The organism is Streptomyces sp. NPDC041784, assembly GCF_055591025.1.
In genome coordinates, this window is the sequence record NZ_JBVJAB010000002.1 from 59,963 (window position 1) to 76,413 (window position 16,451).

Below are 16,451 nucleotides of genomic sequence, written 5' to 3' on the forward strand. Positions count from 1 at the left end.
GGCCGCATCCGGTCGCGACGACCCCCGTGACCGCCGCTACCGCACACAGCGAAGCGAGCGCACACTTCATGTACCCTTCCCCCCCCCCCCCCCCCCCTCCCCCCCCCCCCCCCCCCCCCCCCCCCCCCCCCCCACCGCAGAAGAAGGGGTACCGCAGGTGAAGAAGGGCCACCGCAGGCAGGGGCTTACCGCAGGAAGGGGTCCACCGCCACCGCCACGAACAGCAGCGACACGTACGTGATGGACCAGTGGAACAGCCGCATCTCCTTCAGCTTGCCGCCCGTCACCTCCGCCTTCGCGCGGGTGTGCAGGGCGTGCGCCTCCCAGAGCCACCAGCCGCCCGCCACCAGCGCGACCGCGGTGTAGAACCAGCCGGTGTAGCCCAGCGGGGTGAGCAGCAGCGAGACCGCGACCATCACCCAGCTGTAGAGCACGATCTGCTTGGCGACCACCTTGTTGGAGGCGATGACCGGCAGCATCGGCACGCCCACGCGCGCGTAGTCGTCCTTCACCTTCATGGACAGCGGCCAGTAGTGCGGCGGCGTCCAGAAGAACATGACGAGGAAGAGGACGACCGGCGCCCACGACAGGGAGTTCGTGACCGAGGACCAGCCGATCAGGACCGGCATGCAGCCGGCGATGCCGCCCCACACGATGTTCTGCGAGGTACGGCGCTTGAGGATCATCGTGTAGACGACGACGTAGAAAAGGAGTGCGCCGAGGGCGAGCCAGGCCGACAGCCAGTTGACGGTCAGGCCGAACAGCAGCGTGGAGACCACCGCGAGGGTGATGCCGAAGGCGAGACATTCACGCGGGCTGACCATCCCGGTCACCAGCGGCCGCTGCGAGGTGCGGTCCATCAGCGCGTCGATGTCGCGGTCGATGTACATGTTCAGCGCATTGGCGCCACCTGCGGAGAGATAGCCGCCGAGGCAGGTCAGGAGGACCAGGCCGAGGTCGGGCACACCCTGCTGCGCCAGGAACATCACCGGAACGGTGGTGATCAGCAGCAGCTCGATGATCCGCGGCTTGGTCAGCGCCACGAACGCCTTGACCCGGGCCCCGACCGGCCGTCGGCTCGGGCTCTGGCTCGTCCCGACGATCCCCACTGGACGGGATTCAACGGCCGTCACGCACACCCCTGACAGAGACTCCCAGCGAGCCTCCCCATGTGAATACGGGGTAAAGGCTCGCGCGTACCACGCCACTGTAGACGTTGCCCATACCCCGGCCTTCGCGGGGGTGGGGTCGTGTTGGCGGGGGTCGCCCACCAGCGGCGCGAGGGTCCGATCGGTGGTCGCTCAAAGGTCGTACTGAAGCTCGATTGAGCAGTCAGATGAGCGGCTCCGTATTCATGTGCCGAATGCGGAACGGGCCAGTCGGGAGGCGGATCCCAGCCTGGCCCGGCAGTCTGGAATGACTCGAAAAAACGCACGTCTTCGCAGGGGTAGGCTCGACAGCGGCCGGTGGGCATCCAGTGCACCGGCAGCCGGTGGGCGTGCGCCCGAAGCAGCCGGTTTCGACATGTGGAGAGGAGCCCTGACCCAGGGTGAGCACCAAGCCGACCACCACAGACCTCGAGTGGACCGAGTTGGACCAGCGGGCCGTGGACACTGCCCGCGTCCTGGCCGCCGATGCCGTACAGAAGGTCGGCAACGGCCATCCCGGTACGGCGATGAGCCTGGCGCCCGCCGCGTACACCCTCTTCCAGAAGGTGATGCGGCACGACCCGGCGGACGCCGACTGGGTCGGCCGCGACCGCTTCGTGCTGTCCGCGGGCCACTCGTCCCTGACCCTCTACACCCAGCTGTACCTGGCCGGCTTCGGCCTGGAGCTGGACGACCTGAAGTCGTTCCGTACGTGGGGCTCGAAGACCCCGGGTCACCCCGAGTACGGTCACACCACGGGCGTCGAGACGACCACCGGCCCGCTGGGCCAGGGTGTCGCGAACGCCGTCGGCATGGCGATGGCCGCCCGCTACGAGCGCGGTCTGTTCGACCCGGAGGCCCCGCAGGGCGAGTCGCCCTTCGACCACTTCGTGTACGTCATCGCGGGTGACGGCTGCCTCCAGGAGGGCATCTCCGCCGAGGCGTCCTCGATGGCCGGCCACCAGCAGCTGGGCAACCTGGTCCTGCTGTGGGACGACAACCACATCTCGATCGAGGGCGACACCGAGACGGCCGTCTCCGAGGACACCGTCAAGCGGTACGAGGCGTACGGCTGGCACGTGCAGCGGATCGCCCCGAAGCCGGACGGCGACCTCGACCCGCACGCCATCTACAACGCGATCGAGGCCGCGAAGAAGGTGACGGACAAGCCGTCCTTCATCGCGATGCGCTCGATCATCGCCTGGCCCGCCCCGAACGCGCAGAACACCGAGGCCGCGCACGGCTCGGCGCTCGGCGACGACGAGGTGGCCGCGACCAAGCGCGTCCTCGGCTTCGACCCGGAGCAGTCCTTCGAGGTCGCCGACGAGGTCATCGCCCACACCCGCGGCGCGCTGGAGCGCGGCGCGCAGGCGAAGGCCGAGTGGGAGAAGTCCTTCCAGCTTTGGCGGGACAACAACGCCGAGCGCGCCGCCGAGTTCGACCGGATCGCCGCGGGCGAACTGCCGGCCGGCTGGGAGGAGAAGCTCCCGGTCTTCGAGCCCGGCAAGGGTGTCGCCACCCGTGCCGCGTCCGGCAAGGTGCTCCAGGCGCTCGGTGCGATCATCCCCGAGCTGTGGGGCGGCTCCGCCGACCTCGCGGGCTCCAACAACACGACGATCGACAAGACGTCGTCGTTCCTCCCGGCGGACAACCCGCTGCCCGAGGCCGACCCGTACGGCCGCACGATCCACTTCGGCATCCGCGAGCACTCCATGGCCGCGGAGATGAACGGCATCGCGCTGCACGGGAACACCCGGATCTACGGCGGTACGTTCCTCGTCTTCTCCGACTACATGCGCAACGCCGTCCGGCTGTCGGCGCTGATGCACCTGCCGGTGACGTACGTGTGGACGCACGACTCCATCGGCCTCGGCGAGGACGGCCCGACCCACCAGCCGGTCGAGCACCTGGCGTCGCTGCGCGCGATCCCGGGGCTCAACGTGGTCCGCCCGGCGGACGCCAACGAGACCGCGATCGCCTGGCGCGAGATCCTCAAGCGTCACACCAAGGTCTTCGGCAAGGGCGCCCCGCACGGTCTGGCGCTGACCCGCCAGGGCGTGCCGACGTACGAGTCCAACGAGGACGCGGCCAAGGGCGGTTACGTCCTGTTCGAGGCCTCCTCGGGGACGCCCGAGGTGATCCTGATCGCGACCGGTTCCGAGGTGCACGTCGCCGTCGAGGCGCGCGAGCGGCTCGAGGCCGACGGTGTGCCGACGCGGGTCGTGTCCATGCCGTCCGTGGAGTGGTTCGAGGAGCAGGACCAGGGGTACCGGGACAGCGTCCTGCCGCCGTCGGTGAAGGCCCGTGTCTCGGTCGAGGCGAGTATCGGTCTGACCTGGCACAAGTACGTCGGGGACGCCGGCCGCATCGTTTCCCTGGAGCACTTCGGTGCTTCCGCCGACGGCAAGGTCCTCTTCCGGGAGTACGGCTTCACTGCGGAGAACGTGGCCGCCCAGGCCCGGGAATCCATCGCCGCGGCCCAGCGCTGACGCTCACATACGACACGTAGGAGATGCATTTTCCATGACAGACGCACTGAAGCGCCTCTCCGAAGAAGGCGTCGCGATCTGGCTGGACGACCTGTCGCGCAAGCGGATCACCTCGGGCAACCTCGCCGAGCTGATCGACCAGCAGCACGTCGTGGGCGTCACCACCAACCCGTCGATCTTCCAGAAGGCGATCAGCGGCGGCGACGGCTACGAGCAGCAGCTCGCCGACCTCGCGGCCCGCAAGGTCACCGTCGACGAGGCCATCCGCATGATCACGACGGCGGACGTCCGGGACGCCGCCGACATCCTGCGCCCGGTCTACGACGCCACCGACGGCCAGGACGGCCGGGTGTCGATCGAGGTCGACCCGCGCCTGGCGCACCACACCCGGGCGACGGTCGCCGAGGCCAAGCAGCTCGCCTGGCTGGTCGACCGCCCCAACACGCTGATCAAGATCCCGGCCACCAAGGCGGGTCTGCCGGCGATCACCGAGGTCATCGGCAACGGCATCAGCGTCAACGTCACGCTGATCTTCTCGCTGGAGCGCTACCGCGAGGTCATGGACGCCTACCTGGCGGGCCTGGAGAAGGCCCGTGAGAAGGGCCTCGACCTCTCGCTGATCCACTCGGTGGCGTCCTTCTTCGTGTCCCGCGTGGACACCGAGATCGACAAGCGCCTCGACGCGCTGGGCACCGACGAGGCCAAGGCCGCGCGCGGCAAGGCGGCCCTCGCCAACGCCCGGCTCGCCTACCAGGCGTACGAGGAGGTCTTCGCGGGCGGCCGCTGGGACGCGCTGCAGAGCGCCGGCGCCAACAAGCAGCGTCCGCTGTGGGCCTCCACCGGTGTGAAGGACCCGGCGTACAAGGACACCCTGTACGTCGACGACCTGGTCGCGCCGAACACGGTGAACACCATGCCGGAGGCCACCCTTCAGGCCACCGACGACCACGGCCTGATCGCCGGCAACACCATCGTCGGTACGTACGAGCAGGCCCGCGCCGAACTCGACGCGGTCGAGCGGCTCGGGATCTCGTACGACGACGTGGTGCAGCTGCTGGAGGACGAGGGCGTCGAGAAGTTCGCGGCGTCCTGGAACGACCTGCTCAAGTCGACCGAGGCGGAGCTGGAGCGCCTCGCCCCCTCGGAGGGCTGAAATCTTGTCGAGCAGCAACCCGCTGCGTGACCCCGCAGACCGACGGCTCCCGCGTATCGCGGGGCCGTCGGGCCTGGTCATCTTCGGCGTCACGGGCGATTTGTCCCGGAAGAAGCTCATGCCCGCCGTCTACGACCTCGCCAACCGGGGTCTGCTGCCGCCGGGCTTCTCGCTGGTCGGCTTCGCCCGCCGCGAATGGGCGAACGAGGACTTCGCGCAGGAGGTCCACGACGCCGTCAAGGAGCACGCGCGCACGCCCTTCCGTGAGGAGGTCTGGCAGCAGCTCATCCAGGGCATGCGCTTCGTGCAGGGCACCTTCGACGACGACGACGCGTTCGAGCGGCTGCGGGCCACGATCCAGGAGCTGGACAAGGCGCAGGGCACGGGTGGCAACTTCGCCTTCTACCTCTCGGTGCCGCCGCGCTCCTTCCCGGTGGTCATCCAGCAGCTGAAGAAGCACGGGCTGGCCGACCAGACGAAGGACTCCTGGCGCCGCGCGGTCATCGAGAAGCCCTTCGGCCACGACCTTGAGTCGGCCAAGGAGCTGAACCAGGTCGTCCACGAGGTCTTCGCCCCGGACCAGGTCTTCCGCATCGACCACTACCTGGGCAAGGAGACCGTCCAGAACATCCTGGCGCTCCGCTTCGCCAACACGATGTTCGAGCCGATCTGGAACCGGTCCTTCGTGGACCATGTGCAGATCACCATGGCCGAGGACATCGGCATCGGCGGCCGCGCCGGCTACTACGACGGCATCGGCGCCGCCCGTGACGTCATCCAGAACCACCTCCTGCAGCTGATGGCGCTCACCGCCATGGAGGAGCCCGCCTCCTTCGACGCGGACGCGCTGGCCGCGGAGAAGACCAAGGTGCTCGGGGCCGTACGACTGCCCGAGGACCTCGGCCGTGACACCGTGCGCGCCCAGTACGCGGCCGGATGGCAGGGCGGCGAGAAGGCCATCGGCTACCTCGAAGAGGACGGCATCGACCCGAAGTCGAAGACCGACACCTACGCCGCCATCAAGGTCGAGATCGACAACCGCCGCTGGGCGGGCGTCCCCTTCTATCTGCGCACCGGCAAGCGGCTGGGCCGGCGGGTCACCGAGATCGCGGTGGTCTTCCAGCGCGCCCCGCACTCCCCCTTCGACCACACGGCGACGGAGGAGCTGGGCAAGAACGCGATCGTCATCCGCGTCCAGCCCGACGAGGGCGTGACGGTCCGTTTCGGCTCCAAGGTGCCGGGCACCTCGATGGAGATCCGGGACGTGTCCATGGACTTCGCCTACGGCGAGTCGTTCACGGAGTCCTCGCCCGAGGCGTACGAGCGCCTCATCCTCGACGTGCTGCTCGGCGACTCCAACCTCTTCCCGCGCACGGAGGAGGTCGAGCTGTCCTGGAAGATCCTCGACCCGATCGAGCGGTACTGGGACAGCAACGGCAAGCCCGCGCAGTACCCGGCCGGCACCTGGGGGCCCGTCGAGGCGGACCAGATGCTCGAACGAGACGGACGGAGCTGGCGCCGGCCATGAAGATAGACCTGACGGACACCACCGCCAGCAAGATCAACAAGGCGCTGGTCCAGGGCCGGCGGGCGATCGGCACGCCGGCCGTGGGCATGGTGCTCACCCTGGTCATCGTCACGGACGAGGAGAACGCGTACGACGCGCTCAAGGCCGGCAACGACGCGTCGCGCGAGCACCCCTCGCGCACGCTCGTGGTCATCAAGCGTGTCTCCCGCTCCCCCCGTGACCGCACCCAGTCCCGCCTCGACGCCGAGGTGCGCGTGGGCGCGGACGCGGGCACCGGCGAGACGGTCGTGCTGCGGCTGTACGGCGAGGTGGCCGACCACGCGCAGTCGGTCGTGCTGCCGCTGCTGCTGCCGGACGCCCCCGTGGTCGTCTGGTGGCCGGTGAACGCGCCGCTGGACCCGGCCGCCGACCCGCTCGGCGCGCTGGCCCAGCGCCGGGTCACCGACACCTACGCCTCCGAGCAGCCGGTGCGCGAGCTGGGCGCCCGTTCCGACACCTACACCCCCGGTGACACGGATCTGTCGTGGACCCGCATCACGCCCTGGCGTTCGATGCTGGCGGCGGCCCTGGACCAGGTCACCTGCACGGTGAACTCGGTCGAGGTGGAGGGCGAGGAGTTCAACCCGAGCTGCGAGCTGCTGGCGATGTGGCTCGCGGACCGGCTGCACGTGCCCGTCAAGCGCTCGCTGTCCGGCGGGCCGGGGCTCACGGCGGTCCGGATGGCGACCGACGCCGGTCCGATCGTGCTGGACCGGGCCGACGGCTCGCTGGCCACGCTCTCCATCCAGGGCCAGCCCGACCGCGCGGTGGCGCTCAAGCGCCGCGACACGGCCGAGCTGATCGCGGAGGAGCTGCGCCGGCTGGACCCGGACGACACGTACGCGTCCGCCCTGCGGTTCGGGGTGGAGCGGCTGAACGCGTCGACGGCCGTGCCGGGGGCCGTGGCCTCCCAGAAGCCTGCGGCCTCCGAGCAGCCGGTGGCTTCCGAGCAGCCGGTGGCCTCCGAGCAGCACGCCGAGGAGCCCGCCGTCGCCAAAGGAGAACCGAAGGACGCCGGCGAAACCGCTGCGAAAGGTCCCGCACGGGAAGTGGCGGCGCCGGAACCGGTGAAGAAGGCCCCCTCCAAGAAGGCGGCGGCGAAGTGAGTGCTCCCCAGCTCGTCGTGCACCACGACAAGGAACTGATGGCGCAGGCCGCCGCGGCCCGGCTCATCACGAAGATCGTGGACGCGCAGGCCTCCCGGGGCTCCGCGTCCGTGGTCCTCACCGGCGGCCGCAACGGCAACGGCCTGCTGGCCGCGCTGGCCGCCGCGCCGGCCCGGGACGCGATCGACTGGGGCCGGCTCGACCTGTGGTGGGGCGACGAGCGGTTCCTGCCCGAGGGCGATCCGGAGCGAAATGTCACGCAGGCCCGCGAGGCCCTGCTGGACTCGGTGCCCCTGGACCCGAAGCGCGTGCACGCCATGCCCGCGTCCGACGGCCCGTACGGCACCGACGTGGAGGCGGCCGCGGAGGCGTACGCCGAGGAGCTGGCCCGTGCGGCCGGCCCCGAGAACCACGGCGCCGTGCCCACCTTCGACGTCCTGATGCTGGGCGTCGGCCCGGACACCCATGTGGCCTCGCTCTTCCCGGAGCTGCCGGCCGTACGGGAGACCGAGCGCACGGTGGTCGGCGTCCGGGGCGCGCCCAAGCCCCCGCCGACCCGGGTCAGCCTGACCCTGCCGGCGATCCGGGCGGCCCGTGAGGTGTGGCTGCTGGCGGCCGGCGAGGACAAGGCGAACGCCGCGGCGATGGCCCTCTCCGGCGCGGGCGAGATCCAGGCCCCGGCGGCGGGCGCCCGCGGCCGGGCCCGCACCCTGTGGCTGCTGGACACGGCGGCGGCCTCCCGCCTGCCGCGATCGCTGTACCCGCCGGCCTCTCCCTGAGGCCGCCGGAGCGGTGGGGGGGTGACGGCACCTTCGGGTGACCGCGCCTCCCGCCGCCCCTACTTCACCGAACCCGCCATCACCCCCTGTACGAAGTGCCGCTGGAAGGCGAAGAACACGGCCACCGGCACCACCAGCGACAGGAACGCGCCGGGCGCCAGGACGTCGATGTTGCTGCCGAACTGTCGTATCTGCGACTGGAGCTGGACCGTCAGGGGCTGGGCGGAGCTGTCCGCGAAGAGCAGCGCCACCAGCATGTCGTTCCACACCCACAGGAACTGGAAGATGGCCAGGCTGGCGATCGCGGGCCGGCCCACCGGCAGGACGAGCCGGGTGAAGATCCGCCATTCGCTGCCGCCGTCCATGCGGGCCGCCTCCAGCATCTCCTTCGGCATCTCGGCGAAGTAGTTGCGCAGCAGGAACACGGCGAAGGGCAGGCCGTACGCCACGTGGAAGAGGACTACTCCGGGAATCGTGCCGAACAGGCCCAGTTGCCCGAAGAGTTTGGCCACGGGCAGCAGCCCGATCTGTACCGGCACCACCAGCAGGGCCACCACCACCAGGAAGACCGCGTCGCGGCCCGGGAAGTCCAGCCAGGCGAAGGCGTATCCGGCGAGCGCCGCGAGGACGACGACCAGCACGGTCGTCGGCACCGAGATCAGTACGGTGTTCCAGAACGCCCGGGTGATGCCGGCGTTCTCCAGCAGTGCCGAGTAGTTGTCGAAGGACAGCTGTCCGGGACTGGCGAACACCGTCCACCAGCCGCCCTTCGCCGTGTCCTCGGCCGACCGCAGCGACGACAGCAGCAGTCCCGCCAGCGGAGTCAGCCACACAAGACCGATCACCACGAGGAAGGCCTGCACCAGCCCGTTGCCCAGGCCACGCCTGACCGCGTTCATCGTTGACTCCTCCGGAAGCGACGGATGTTGAAGACCATGGCCGGGACCACGAGGAGCAGGAGCAGCACACCCAGCGCGCTGCCGAGCCCCTGGTCGTTGCCGCCGCCGAAGGACACCAGCCACATCTGTGTGGCGAGCACGGTGGCGTCCTCCTGCACCGGGCCGGGCGCGATGATGTAGACGAGGTCGAAGACCTTCATCACGTTGATCACCAGGGTCACGAAGACCACGGTCAGTACGGGTGCCAGCAGCGGCACCGTGATCCGCCGGAAGATCTGCCACTCGTTCGCGCCGTCCATCCGCGCCGCCTCCAGCGCGTCCCGCGGCAGGGCCGCGAGGCCCGCGCCGATCAGCACCATCGCGAACCCGGTCCAGATCCACAGGTACGCCCCGATGATCGCCGGTGTGACGAGCGCCGGTCCGAGCCAGGAGACGCCGTCGTAGGGTGCGGCGAAGTTCGAGGCGGGCAGCCGCACGGTGTACGACGAGCCCGCGTCCAGTCCGGAGAGGCGGAAGGAGCCGTCCGCCGCCGTGGTGGCGGACGCGACCGCCTTCCCGTCGCGCACCGCCTCGACCCTCATCTCCGGCAGCCCGCTCTCGCGCCGGTCGACCTCGCCCTGCCGCCCTCCCCCGCCGGGCGTGAAGTCCAGGTAGACCACCCCGCGCAGTTCGTCGGGCGCCGCCGTGCGGCCGGCGGCCGCCTGGGCCGGTTCGGCGCCGTCGGGCAGCTGGGCGGGCGGGACACCGACCAGGCCGAGCGTCACCGCGTCCCCCGGGGAGACGCTCGCGCTCGTCCGGTACGAGCCGTCCGGATCCGCCGTGAGCCCCTGGCCGTCGCGGGCCCGCGCCGTCGGATAGGCCGACGTGCCCGTGAAGGCGTCGTGCACGGAGACCACGGCCGCGTTCAGCACGCCCTTGTCCGGGTCCTCCTCGTAGGCGAGGCGGAAGACGATGCCGGCGGCGAGGAAGGACACCGCCATCGGCATGAACAGCAGCAGCTTGAAGGCGGTGGCCCAGCGGATCTTCTCCACCAGCACCGCGAGGACGAGTCCGAGGCCGGTCAGCAGGGCCGGCGCCACGACGACCCAGACGGCGGTGTTCCGCACCGCCTTGAGGGTCGCCGGGTCGCGGAACATCTCGGTGTAGTTCTCGCCGCCCACGAAGCGGGTGCCGGACGCGTCGAAGAAGCTGCGCCCGACGGAGAACAGCACGGGGTAGACGACGAGCGCGCCGAGCAGGAGCAGTGCGGGCAGGGCGAACAGCACGGCGACGAGCCGGCCGCGCCGTCGCATGCTCCGGGCCCGCCCGGCGAGGCCGGCCGAGGGCGCGGGCGCCTCTTTCACCAGGGTCGCGGTCATGGCCGATCAGCCCTTGTACGCCTTGGCCGCCGCGCTCTCCAGCCGGGCCGCGGTCGCCTTCGGGTCGGACGGGTCGCGCAGGAAGTCCTGGAGGATCTTCCATTCGCCGGCGCCCTTGGTGCCGCCGAAGGCCGCCGGCGCCTGGTCGGACATGTCGAAGCGGACCGAGTCCCCGGCCGCGACGAGGGACTCGGCGGTCGCACGGGTGACGTCGTCACCGTAGGAGGCGAGGTCGAGCTTCTTGTTCGGGGACAGGAAGCCGCCGGCCTCGGCCCACACGGCCGCGGCCTCGGGGGTCGCGAGGTACTCCAGCAGCTGCATGCCGGCGTCGGCGTTCTTGCCGTCCTTGAGGACGACCGCGGCGTCGCCGCCGCTGACCACCGGCGCCTTGCCGGAGCCGACCGCCGGGAACGGGAAGAAGTCGGCGTCCTCCCCGATGCTCTTGCCGAACTGGTCCTTGGCGACGCCGGCGACGAAGTCGCCCTCGTAGACCATGCCGGCCTCGGGCTCGGGTCCGAACACCTTCTCCACCGAGCCCGGGAAGTCGGTGTTCAGGGCCCCCTTCTGCCCGCCCGCGGTCAGCTGCTCGTCCGCGAAGACCTTGCCGAGCGTGGTGAGCGCCTCGACCACGGAGGCGTCCGTCCACTTCAGCTCGTGCGCGGCGAGGGCGTCGTACTTCTCGGGGCCGGCCTGGGAGAGGTAGACGTTCTCGAACCAGTCGGTGAGGGTCCAGCCGTCCTGTCCGGCCACGGAGAAGGCGGCGAGGCCCGAGTCGGAGACGGTGCGTCCGGCCTCCAGCATCGCGTCGTACGTCTTCGGCGGCTCGACGCCGGCCTGGGCGAGGGCGTCGGGGCTGTACCAGACCGTCGACTTGTGGGCGGCCTTGAAGTAGAGGCCGTACAGGGTGTCGTCGACGCTGCCGTACGTCTTCCACACGGGCGCGTATCCCGCGTCCACGGCCTTCTCGGTGGTGGCGGACAGCGGCTTGAGCCAGCCCTGCTGCGCGAACTGCTTGAGCACGCCGACCTGCGGGACCATCACCACGTCGGGGGCGTTGCCGCCCTCGATCTTGCTGCCGACGACGGTGGAGACGTTGTCCCCGGTCGACACGAACTGCGTCTTCGCGCCGGTCTTCTCGGCGAACGCGTCCAGCACTTTCTGGAAGTTCTTCTGCTCGCTGCCGGACCAGACGCCGGCCACGGTGACCGTCTGGCCGTCGAGCGCCTTGTCGCCGCCGGCCGAGACCGGCCCGCCGCCGCAGGCGGTCGCGCCGAGCGCCAGGGCGAGGGCGGTGCAGCCGGTGAGCAGGGTGGCGGGGGTACGTCGTCGCATCATCGTTGATGTCCCTTCGGGGATGGGGAGTTGACGGAGGTTCAGGAGAGTCGTCGGTCGTCGATCCACCAGGCGGCCGTCGAGCCGGGCAGCACCCTGGCCGGGCAGGGGCCGCTGGCCAGCAGGGGTGTGCCGGAGACCGGCGCGGGGGTGGGCGCCGTACCGAAGTTGACGGCGCAGACGAGGTCGTCGCCGCGGGCGAAGGCGAGAACGCCGGGCGGGGTGTCCAGCCAGCGCAGCGTGCCCTCGCCCAACTGGGTCAGGGCCGCGCGAAGCTGGAGGCCGTCGCGGTACAGGTGCCAGAAGGAGCGGGTGTCGGCGAGGGCGCGGTCGGTGGCGTACTCGGCGAAGTACTCGGGCTGCGGCAGCCAGGGCTTGGCACTCTCGGCGCCGGAGGTGAAGCCGAACGGGGACGCCTGGCCCGACCACGGGAGCGGGACGCGGCAGCCGTCCCGGATCCGGGCGCGGCTTCCGGTGCGGTGGAAGATCGGGTCGGTGAGCACGTCGTCGGGCAGGTCGAGGACCTCGGGCAGGCCCAGTTCCTCGCCCTGGTAGATGTAGGCGGCTCCGGGGAGCGCCAGCATCAGCAGCGCGGCGGCGCGGGCGCGGGCGGCGCCGAGGCCGCTGCCCTCGGTGGCGGGTTCGCCGTAGCGGGTGACGGTGCGGACCTGGTCATGGTTGTTGAGGACCCAGGTGACCGTCGAGCCCGTGCCGGCGATGTCCTGCATCGCCTCGGAGATGACCTTGCGGAAGGCGTCGGGGTCCCAGGGGGCGCCGAGCAGGTCGAAGAAGAAGGCCTGGTGCAGCTCGTCCGCCCGGACGTACCGGGCGTGCTCGCGGGCCGTGGGCACGGACACCTCGCCGCCAGGAGCCGGTCGCGGCCGTCGCGGGCCGTGTACTCCTCGCACACCGACCGCCAGTGCCGCCACACGTCGTGCACCTCGGGCTGGTTCCAGGCGAGCGGGTTGACGGAGTCGCGGGTGCGGGCGTCGGCCTCGGGGTCCGGGGAGTCGGGCAGCTCCGGGTGCTTGAAGAGGCCGGCTGCCACGTCGATGCGGAAGCCGTCGACGCCCCGGTCGAGCCAGAAGCGCAGGGTGCGCTCGAACTCGTCGGCGACCTCGGGGGTGCGCCAGTTCCAGTCGGGCTGCTGGGGCGTGAACATGTGCAGGTACCACTGGCCGGGCCGGCCGTCCGCCTCGGTCACCCGGCTCCAGGCCGGTCCGCCGAACATGGCGTGCCAGTTGTTGGGCGGCTCGGCGCCTTCGGGGCCGCGCCCGTCGGCGAAGTGGAAGCGGGCGCGGGCGGCGCTGCCGGGTTCGGCGGCCAGCGCCTCGCGGAACCACGGGTGCTCGCTGGAGCAGTGGTTGGGGACGATGTCCAGGAGCACCTTGACGCCGAGCCGCCGGGCGGCCGCCATCAGCAGGTCGAACTCGGCGAGGTCGCCGAAGAGCGGGTCGACGTCGCGGTAGTCGGCCACGTCGTAGCCGTGGTCGTGCTGCGGCGAGGGGTAGAAGGGGCTCAGCCAGATCCCGTCGACACCCAGCTTCTTCAGGTACGGCAGCCCGGCCCTGACCCCGGCGAGATCGCCGACGCCGTCGCCGGTGCTGTCCAGGAAGCTGCGGACGTAGACCTGGTAGATCACCGCGTCGCGCCACCAGTGATGCCTGTTCAACCCATTGACCTGTCTCTGCGGAGGGCAACCGTTATGCATGCATGTTAGGTAGGCGTGTCGCGAGGGTGTCAATGAACAGAACGGAAGCTACCGGAGAGTTGCCCTGTGATATCGGGACTTATCGGGCGAAAGAGAGTCAAGAAGAGACCCTGGCGTTACCTAACAAGTAACTAGGAAGGGGTTCAGCAGTCGGCGAGGACGTCGAGTTCTCGCGCCAGTCGGCGCACCGCCGTGGCGGACGTCTGGTGCCCGGCCATCGCGTCCCGCACGACCGCCTGCACGACCAGACTGACCTGGTCGTAGCACGGGCTCTTGGGGCGCGGCGCGGCCGAGAGCACGCTGGCGCGCAGGGTCGGCAGGTACGGGAACTCCCGCACCAGCGCGGGATCCTCGTACAGCGCGGCGCGCACGGGTGGCAGCGCGCCGCGGGTGAGCACCTGGCGCTGGACGGGCGCGCTGGTCAGGTACGCGATCAGACGCGCGGCGGAGTCGGGGTGCCGCGCATGGGTGCTGACGGCCAGGTTGGAGCCGCCGAGCACGCTCGTTCCCGGCCCGTCGGGGCCCGGCAGCGGTACGGCGCCGATCCGGCCGGCGACGGGTGAGCCCTCGGCCGACGCGACGGCGTAGGCGTACGGCCAGTTGCGCAGGAAGAGCAGCCGGCCGTCCTGGAAGGCCTGCTTGGACTCCTCCTCCTTGTAGGTGAGCGCCCGCTTCGGGATCCAGCCCTCGCGCACCCCGCGGGCGAGGAACTCGATGCCCTCGCGGGCCGCCGTGGAGTTCACGGTGACGCGTTCGCCCTCGTCGCCGAGGATCGTGCCGCCCGCCGAGTACACGGCCTCCGCCGCGTTCACGGTGAGGCCCTCGTACGGCAGGAACTGGCCCGCGTAGCCGTCCAGTCCGTACTTCGGCGCGATGGTCCTCGCGGCCCGCTCCAGCTCGGCCCAGGTGCGCGGCGGCGGGACGCCCTCCCGGGCGAGGACGTCCTTGCGGTACAGGAGCAGTCCGGCGTTGGTGACGTACGGGACGGCGTACAGCCGGCCGTCGTAGGTCGCCGTGTCGACGACCGGCGGCAGGAAGGTCCCCAGCGGGAAACGGTCGCGCGGCAGCGGTCTGATCCAGCCCGCCGCGGCGAACTCCGAGGTCCAGCTGACGTCGATGTTGAGGAGGTCGAAGCGGCCGCCGTCGGCGCGCAGGTCGGTGATCATCTGCGCGTGGGTCTCGTCGGCGGAGTCCGGCAGCTCGACGAGAGTGACCCGCTCGCCGGGGTGCGTACGGTTCCAGCCCTCGAGCAGGGGGCCGAGATAGCCGGTGAGGTCGCCGGCGGTGGCCAGGGTCAGCGGCCCGCGGCCGGATGCCGGGCCCTCGTCGGCACGGGCGCCCGAGGCGAGGTAACCGGTCATGACCACGACCAGGACGAGGAGGCCCCTACCCGCGGCGTGTATCCACCGCATAGGTTCCTCCTTGTACACCCTTGTACACCGGCGCCGGGCGTCGTCGCCCGGAGTCAGAGGCCATGTATACCTGTTAGGTATGCGCGATACTAGGGCCCGCGGCACATTACCCAGGATGCGAGGAGGAGAGCACGAGTGCGGCTGCCCCTCCTGGCCCTGCTGGCACGCGGCCCGGCCCACGGCTACGAGCTCAAGCAGGACCTTGAGCAGATGCTGGGCTCCGCGTACCCTCAGCCGAACGTCGGCCAGATCTATGTGACCCTCGGCCGCCTCGAGAAGTCGGGACTGATCGAGGGCGAGGACGTCGAGCAGTCCAGCCGGCCCAACAAAAAGGTCTACCACCTCACCGACACCGGGCGGGCGGCGCTGCGCACCTGGTTCGAGGAGCCCGAGGACGAGCCACGGGTGCGGGACGAGTTCTTCATGAAACTGGCTCTCGCTCCGCGGACCGGTCTCGCCGACCAGATCTCCCTCATCAACAAGCAGCGGCGCCAGTACCTCACCACCATGCGCGATCTGTCGAAGCTGGCCGCCGCCGAGAACCGGGACAACCGCATCGCCCACCTGCTGATCGAGGGCGCGATGCTGCACCTCCAGGCCGACCTCGACTGGCTGGAACGGTGCCAGGAAGAGTTGGAAGAGCTGCAAGAGCTGGAGGAGCTGGAGTGAGCGACCGTCCCGCCTCCGCGCCCCGCGCCGGCGAGGCTCCGGTGCCGCGCGCCGAGGACCGGCCTGTGCTGCTGCGTGCCGAGGGCCTGGTCAAGACGCACTACGGCGAGGGCGCCCCGGCGCACGCCGTACGCGGGGTCGACCTGTGCGTACGGCAGGGCGAGTTCGTCGCCGTCACCGGTCCGTCCGGGGCCGGCAAGTCGACACTCCTGCACCTGCTGGGCGGGTTGCAGCGGCCGGACAGTGGGAGTGTCTGGCTGGACGGCCGGTGCACGGACGGCTACAGCGAGGCGCGCTGGGCCGTGGAGCGCAGGAAGCGCATCGGGATCGTCTTCCAGTTCTTCAACCTGGTGTCGAACCTGTCCGTCGCCGACAATGTGGAGCTGCCCGCCCTGCTCGCCGGGACGGCGCCGCGGCGGGCGCGGGCCGAGCGCGAGGAGCTGCTGGCCGAACTGGGGCTGGCGGGCAAGGAGCGGAGCATGCCGGGCGAGCTGTCCGGCGGCGAGCAGCAGCGGGTCGCGCTGGCCCGCGCGCTGGTCAACCACCCGCCGCTGCTGCTGGCCGACGAGCCCGCGGGCAGCCTGGACAGCAAGGGCACCCGTGAGGTGATGCGGCTGCTGTCCCGCTTCCACCGGCGTGGCCAGACGATCGTGCTGGTCACCCATGACGCCCGGCTGGCGAGCGCCGCGGACCGGGTGATCAGCTTCTTCGACGGCCGGATCGCCGACGACGCGGAACTGGACGGCACCACGCCCTCGCGCCGCGCCGGGATATCCGGGGTGCTGGAGCTGAGGGACTGACATGCGGGTGACCGACATGCGGGTGCCC

The 16,451-nt window shown here is 70.8% G+C and carries 12 protein-coding genes and 1 pseudogene; 7 read left to right on the forward strand and 6 right to left on the reverse strand.

Annotated features, from left to right (window positions below; translation table 11 throughout):
• Positions 1 to 185 precede the first annotated feature (185 nt).
• A complete protein-coding gene (locus ACZ6D7_RS03970; RefSeq protein ID WP_469483147.1) occupies positions 186 to 1,139 on the reverse strand; it encodes a heme o synthase in 954 nt (317 codons plus the stop codon).
• Between the two features lie 410 nt (positions 1,140 to 1,549).
• Here ACZ6D7_RS03970 and tkt point away from each other — a divergent pair, with 410 nt between their 5' ends.
• Genes tkt through pgl form a run of 5 tightly spaced genes read left to right on the forward strand, consistent with a single transcriptional unit; the run spans position 1,550 to position 8,242 of the window.
• On the forward strand, positions 1,550 to 3,637 hold the full coding sequence (tkt, locus tag ACZ6D7_RS03975) for a transketolase (RefSeq protein ID WP_469483149.1): 2,088 nt from the start codon (positions 1,550 to 1,552) through the stop codon (positions 3,635 to 3,637).
• Positions 3,638 to 3,671: 34 nt separating this feature from the next.
• Positions 3,672 to 4,790: a transaldolase gene (gene tal / locus ACZ6D7_RS03980; RefSeq protein WP_469483151.1), complete on the forward strand. Its 1,119-nt coding sequence runs from the start codon at positions 3,672 to 3,674 to the stop codon at positions 4,788 to 4,790.
• Position 4,791: 1 nt separating this feature from the next.
• Positions 4,792 to 6,318: a glucose-6-phosphate dehydrogenase gene (gene zwf, locus ACZ6D7_RS03985; protein ID WP_469484515.1), complete on the forward strand. Its 1,527-nt coding sequence runs from the start codon at positions 4,792 to 4,794 to the stop codon at positions 6,316 to 6,318.
• Positions 6,315 to 7,463 (forward strand): glucose-6-phosphate dehydrogenase assembly protein OpcA, encoded by a 1,149-nt coding sequence (gene opcA / locus ACZ6D7_RS03990; RefSeq protein WP_469483154.1) that lies wholly within the window; start codon positions 6,315 to 6,317, stop codon positions 7,461 to 7,463. Before zwf ends, opcA begins: the two co-directional genes overlap by 4 nt.
• Positions 7,460 to 8,242: a 6-phosphogluconolactonase gene (pgl, locus tag ACZ6D7_RS03995; protein ID WP_469483155.1), complete on the forward strand. Its 783-nt coding sequence runs from the start codon at positions 7,460 to 7,462 to the stop codon at positions 8,240 to 8,242. Before opcA ends, pgl begins: the two co-directional genes overlap by 4 nt.
• A 59-nt stretch (positions 8,243 to 8,301) precedes the next feature.
• Here the strand turns inward: pgl and ACZ6D7_RS04000 are convergent, their stop codons facing one another.
• From ACZ6D7_RS04000 to ACZ6D7_RS04020, 5 genes and pseudogenes are all read right to left on the reverse strand, one after another.
• Positions 8,302 to 9,141 carry a carbohydrate ABC transporter permease gene (locus ACZ6D7_RS04000; protein WP_469483157.1) on the reverse strand — a complete coding sequence of 280 codons (840 nt, stop codon included), beginning with the start codon at positions 9,139 to 9,141 and terminating at the stop codon, positions 8,302 to 8,304.
• The gene (locus tag ACZ6D7_RS04005; protein WP_469483159.1) at positions 9,138 to 10,499 is read right to left on the reverse strand and encodes a carbohydrate ABC transporter permease; all 1,362 of its coding nucleotides are present in this window, start codon (positions 10,497 to 10,499) and stop codon (positions 9,138 to 9,140) included. Before ACZ6D7_RS04005 ends, ACZ6D7_RS04000 begins: the two co-directional genes overlap by 4 nt.
• Positions 10,500 to 10,505: 6 nt before the next feature.
• Positions 10,506 to 11,834 carry an ABC transporter substrate-binding protein gene (locus ACZ6D7_RS04010; RefSeq protein ID WP_469483161.1) on the reverse strand — a complete coding sequence of 443 codons (1,329 nt, stop codon included), beginning with the start codon at positions 11,832 to 11,834 and terminating at the stop codon, positions 10,506 to 10,508.
• Positions 11,835 to 11,872: 38 nt separating this feature from the next.
• Positions 11,873 to 13,542: pseudogene (locus ACZ6D7_RS04015) on the reverse strand (glycoside hydrolase family 13 protein).
• A 143-nt stretch (positions 13,543 to 13,685) separates the two neighbouring features.
• A complete protein-coding gene (locus ACZ6D7_RS04020; RefSeq protein WP_469483163.1) occupies positions 13,686 to 14,954 on the reverse strand; it encodes an ABC transporter substrate-binding protein in 1,269 nt (422 codons plus the stop codon).
• Between the two features lie 135 nt (positions 14,955 to 15,089).
• On the opposite strand from ACZ6D7_RS04020, the gene ACZ6D7_RS04025 reads away from it, so the two are divergent.
• Together ACZ6D7_RS04025 and ACZ6D7_RS04030 are read left to right on the forward strand one after the other, a co-directional pair.
• Positions 15,090 to 15,623 (forward strand): PadR family transcriptional regulator, encoded by a 534-nt coding sequence (locus ACZ6D7_RS04025; RefSeq protein WP_469483165.1) that lies wholly within the window; start codon positions 15,090 to 15,092, stop codon positions 15,621 to 15,623.
• 68 nt (positions 15,624 to 15,691) lie between these two features.
• Positions 15,692 to 16,423, forward strand: a complete 732-nt coding sequence (locus ACZ6D7_RS04030) for an ABC transporter ATP-binding protein (RefSeq protein WP_469484517.1) — start codon at positions 15,692 to 15,694, stop codon at positions 16,421 to 16,423.
• Positions 16,424 to 16,451: the final 28 nt, after the last annotated feature.

Excerpts from the sequence above, each read along its gene's own strand:
- tal (WP_469483151.1), top strand. The coding sequence starts at position 3,672 with ATGACAGACGCACTGAAGCGCCTCTCCGAAGAAGGCGTCGCGATCTGG.
- opcA (WP_469483154.1), top strand. The coding sequence starts at position 6,315 with ATGAAGATAGACCTGACGGACACCACCGCCAGCAAGATCAACAAGGCG.
- ACZ6D7_RS04000 (WP_469483157.1), bottom strand. The coding sequence starts at position 9,141 with ATGAACGCGGTCAGGCGTGGCCTGGGCAACGGGCTGGTGCAGGCCTTC.
- ACZ6D7_RS04005 (WP_469483159.1), bottom strand. The coding sequence starts at position 10,499 with ATGACCGCGACCCTGGTGAAAGAGGCGCCCGCGCCCTCGGCCGGCCTC.
- ACZ6D7_RS04010 (WP_469483161.1), bottom strand. The coding sequence starts at position 11,834 with ATGATGCGACGACGTACCCCCGCCACCCTGCTCACCGGCTGCACCGCC.
- ACZ6D7_RS04020 (WP_469483163.1), bottom strand. The coding sequence starts at position 14,954 with ATGCGGTGGATACACGCCGCGGGTAGGGGCCTCCTCGTCCTGGTCGTG.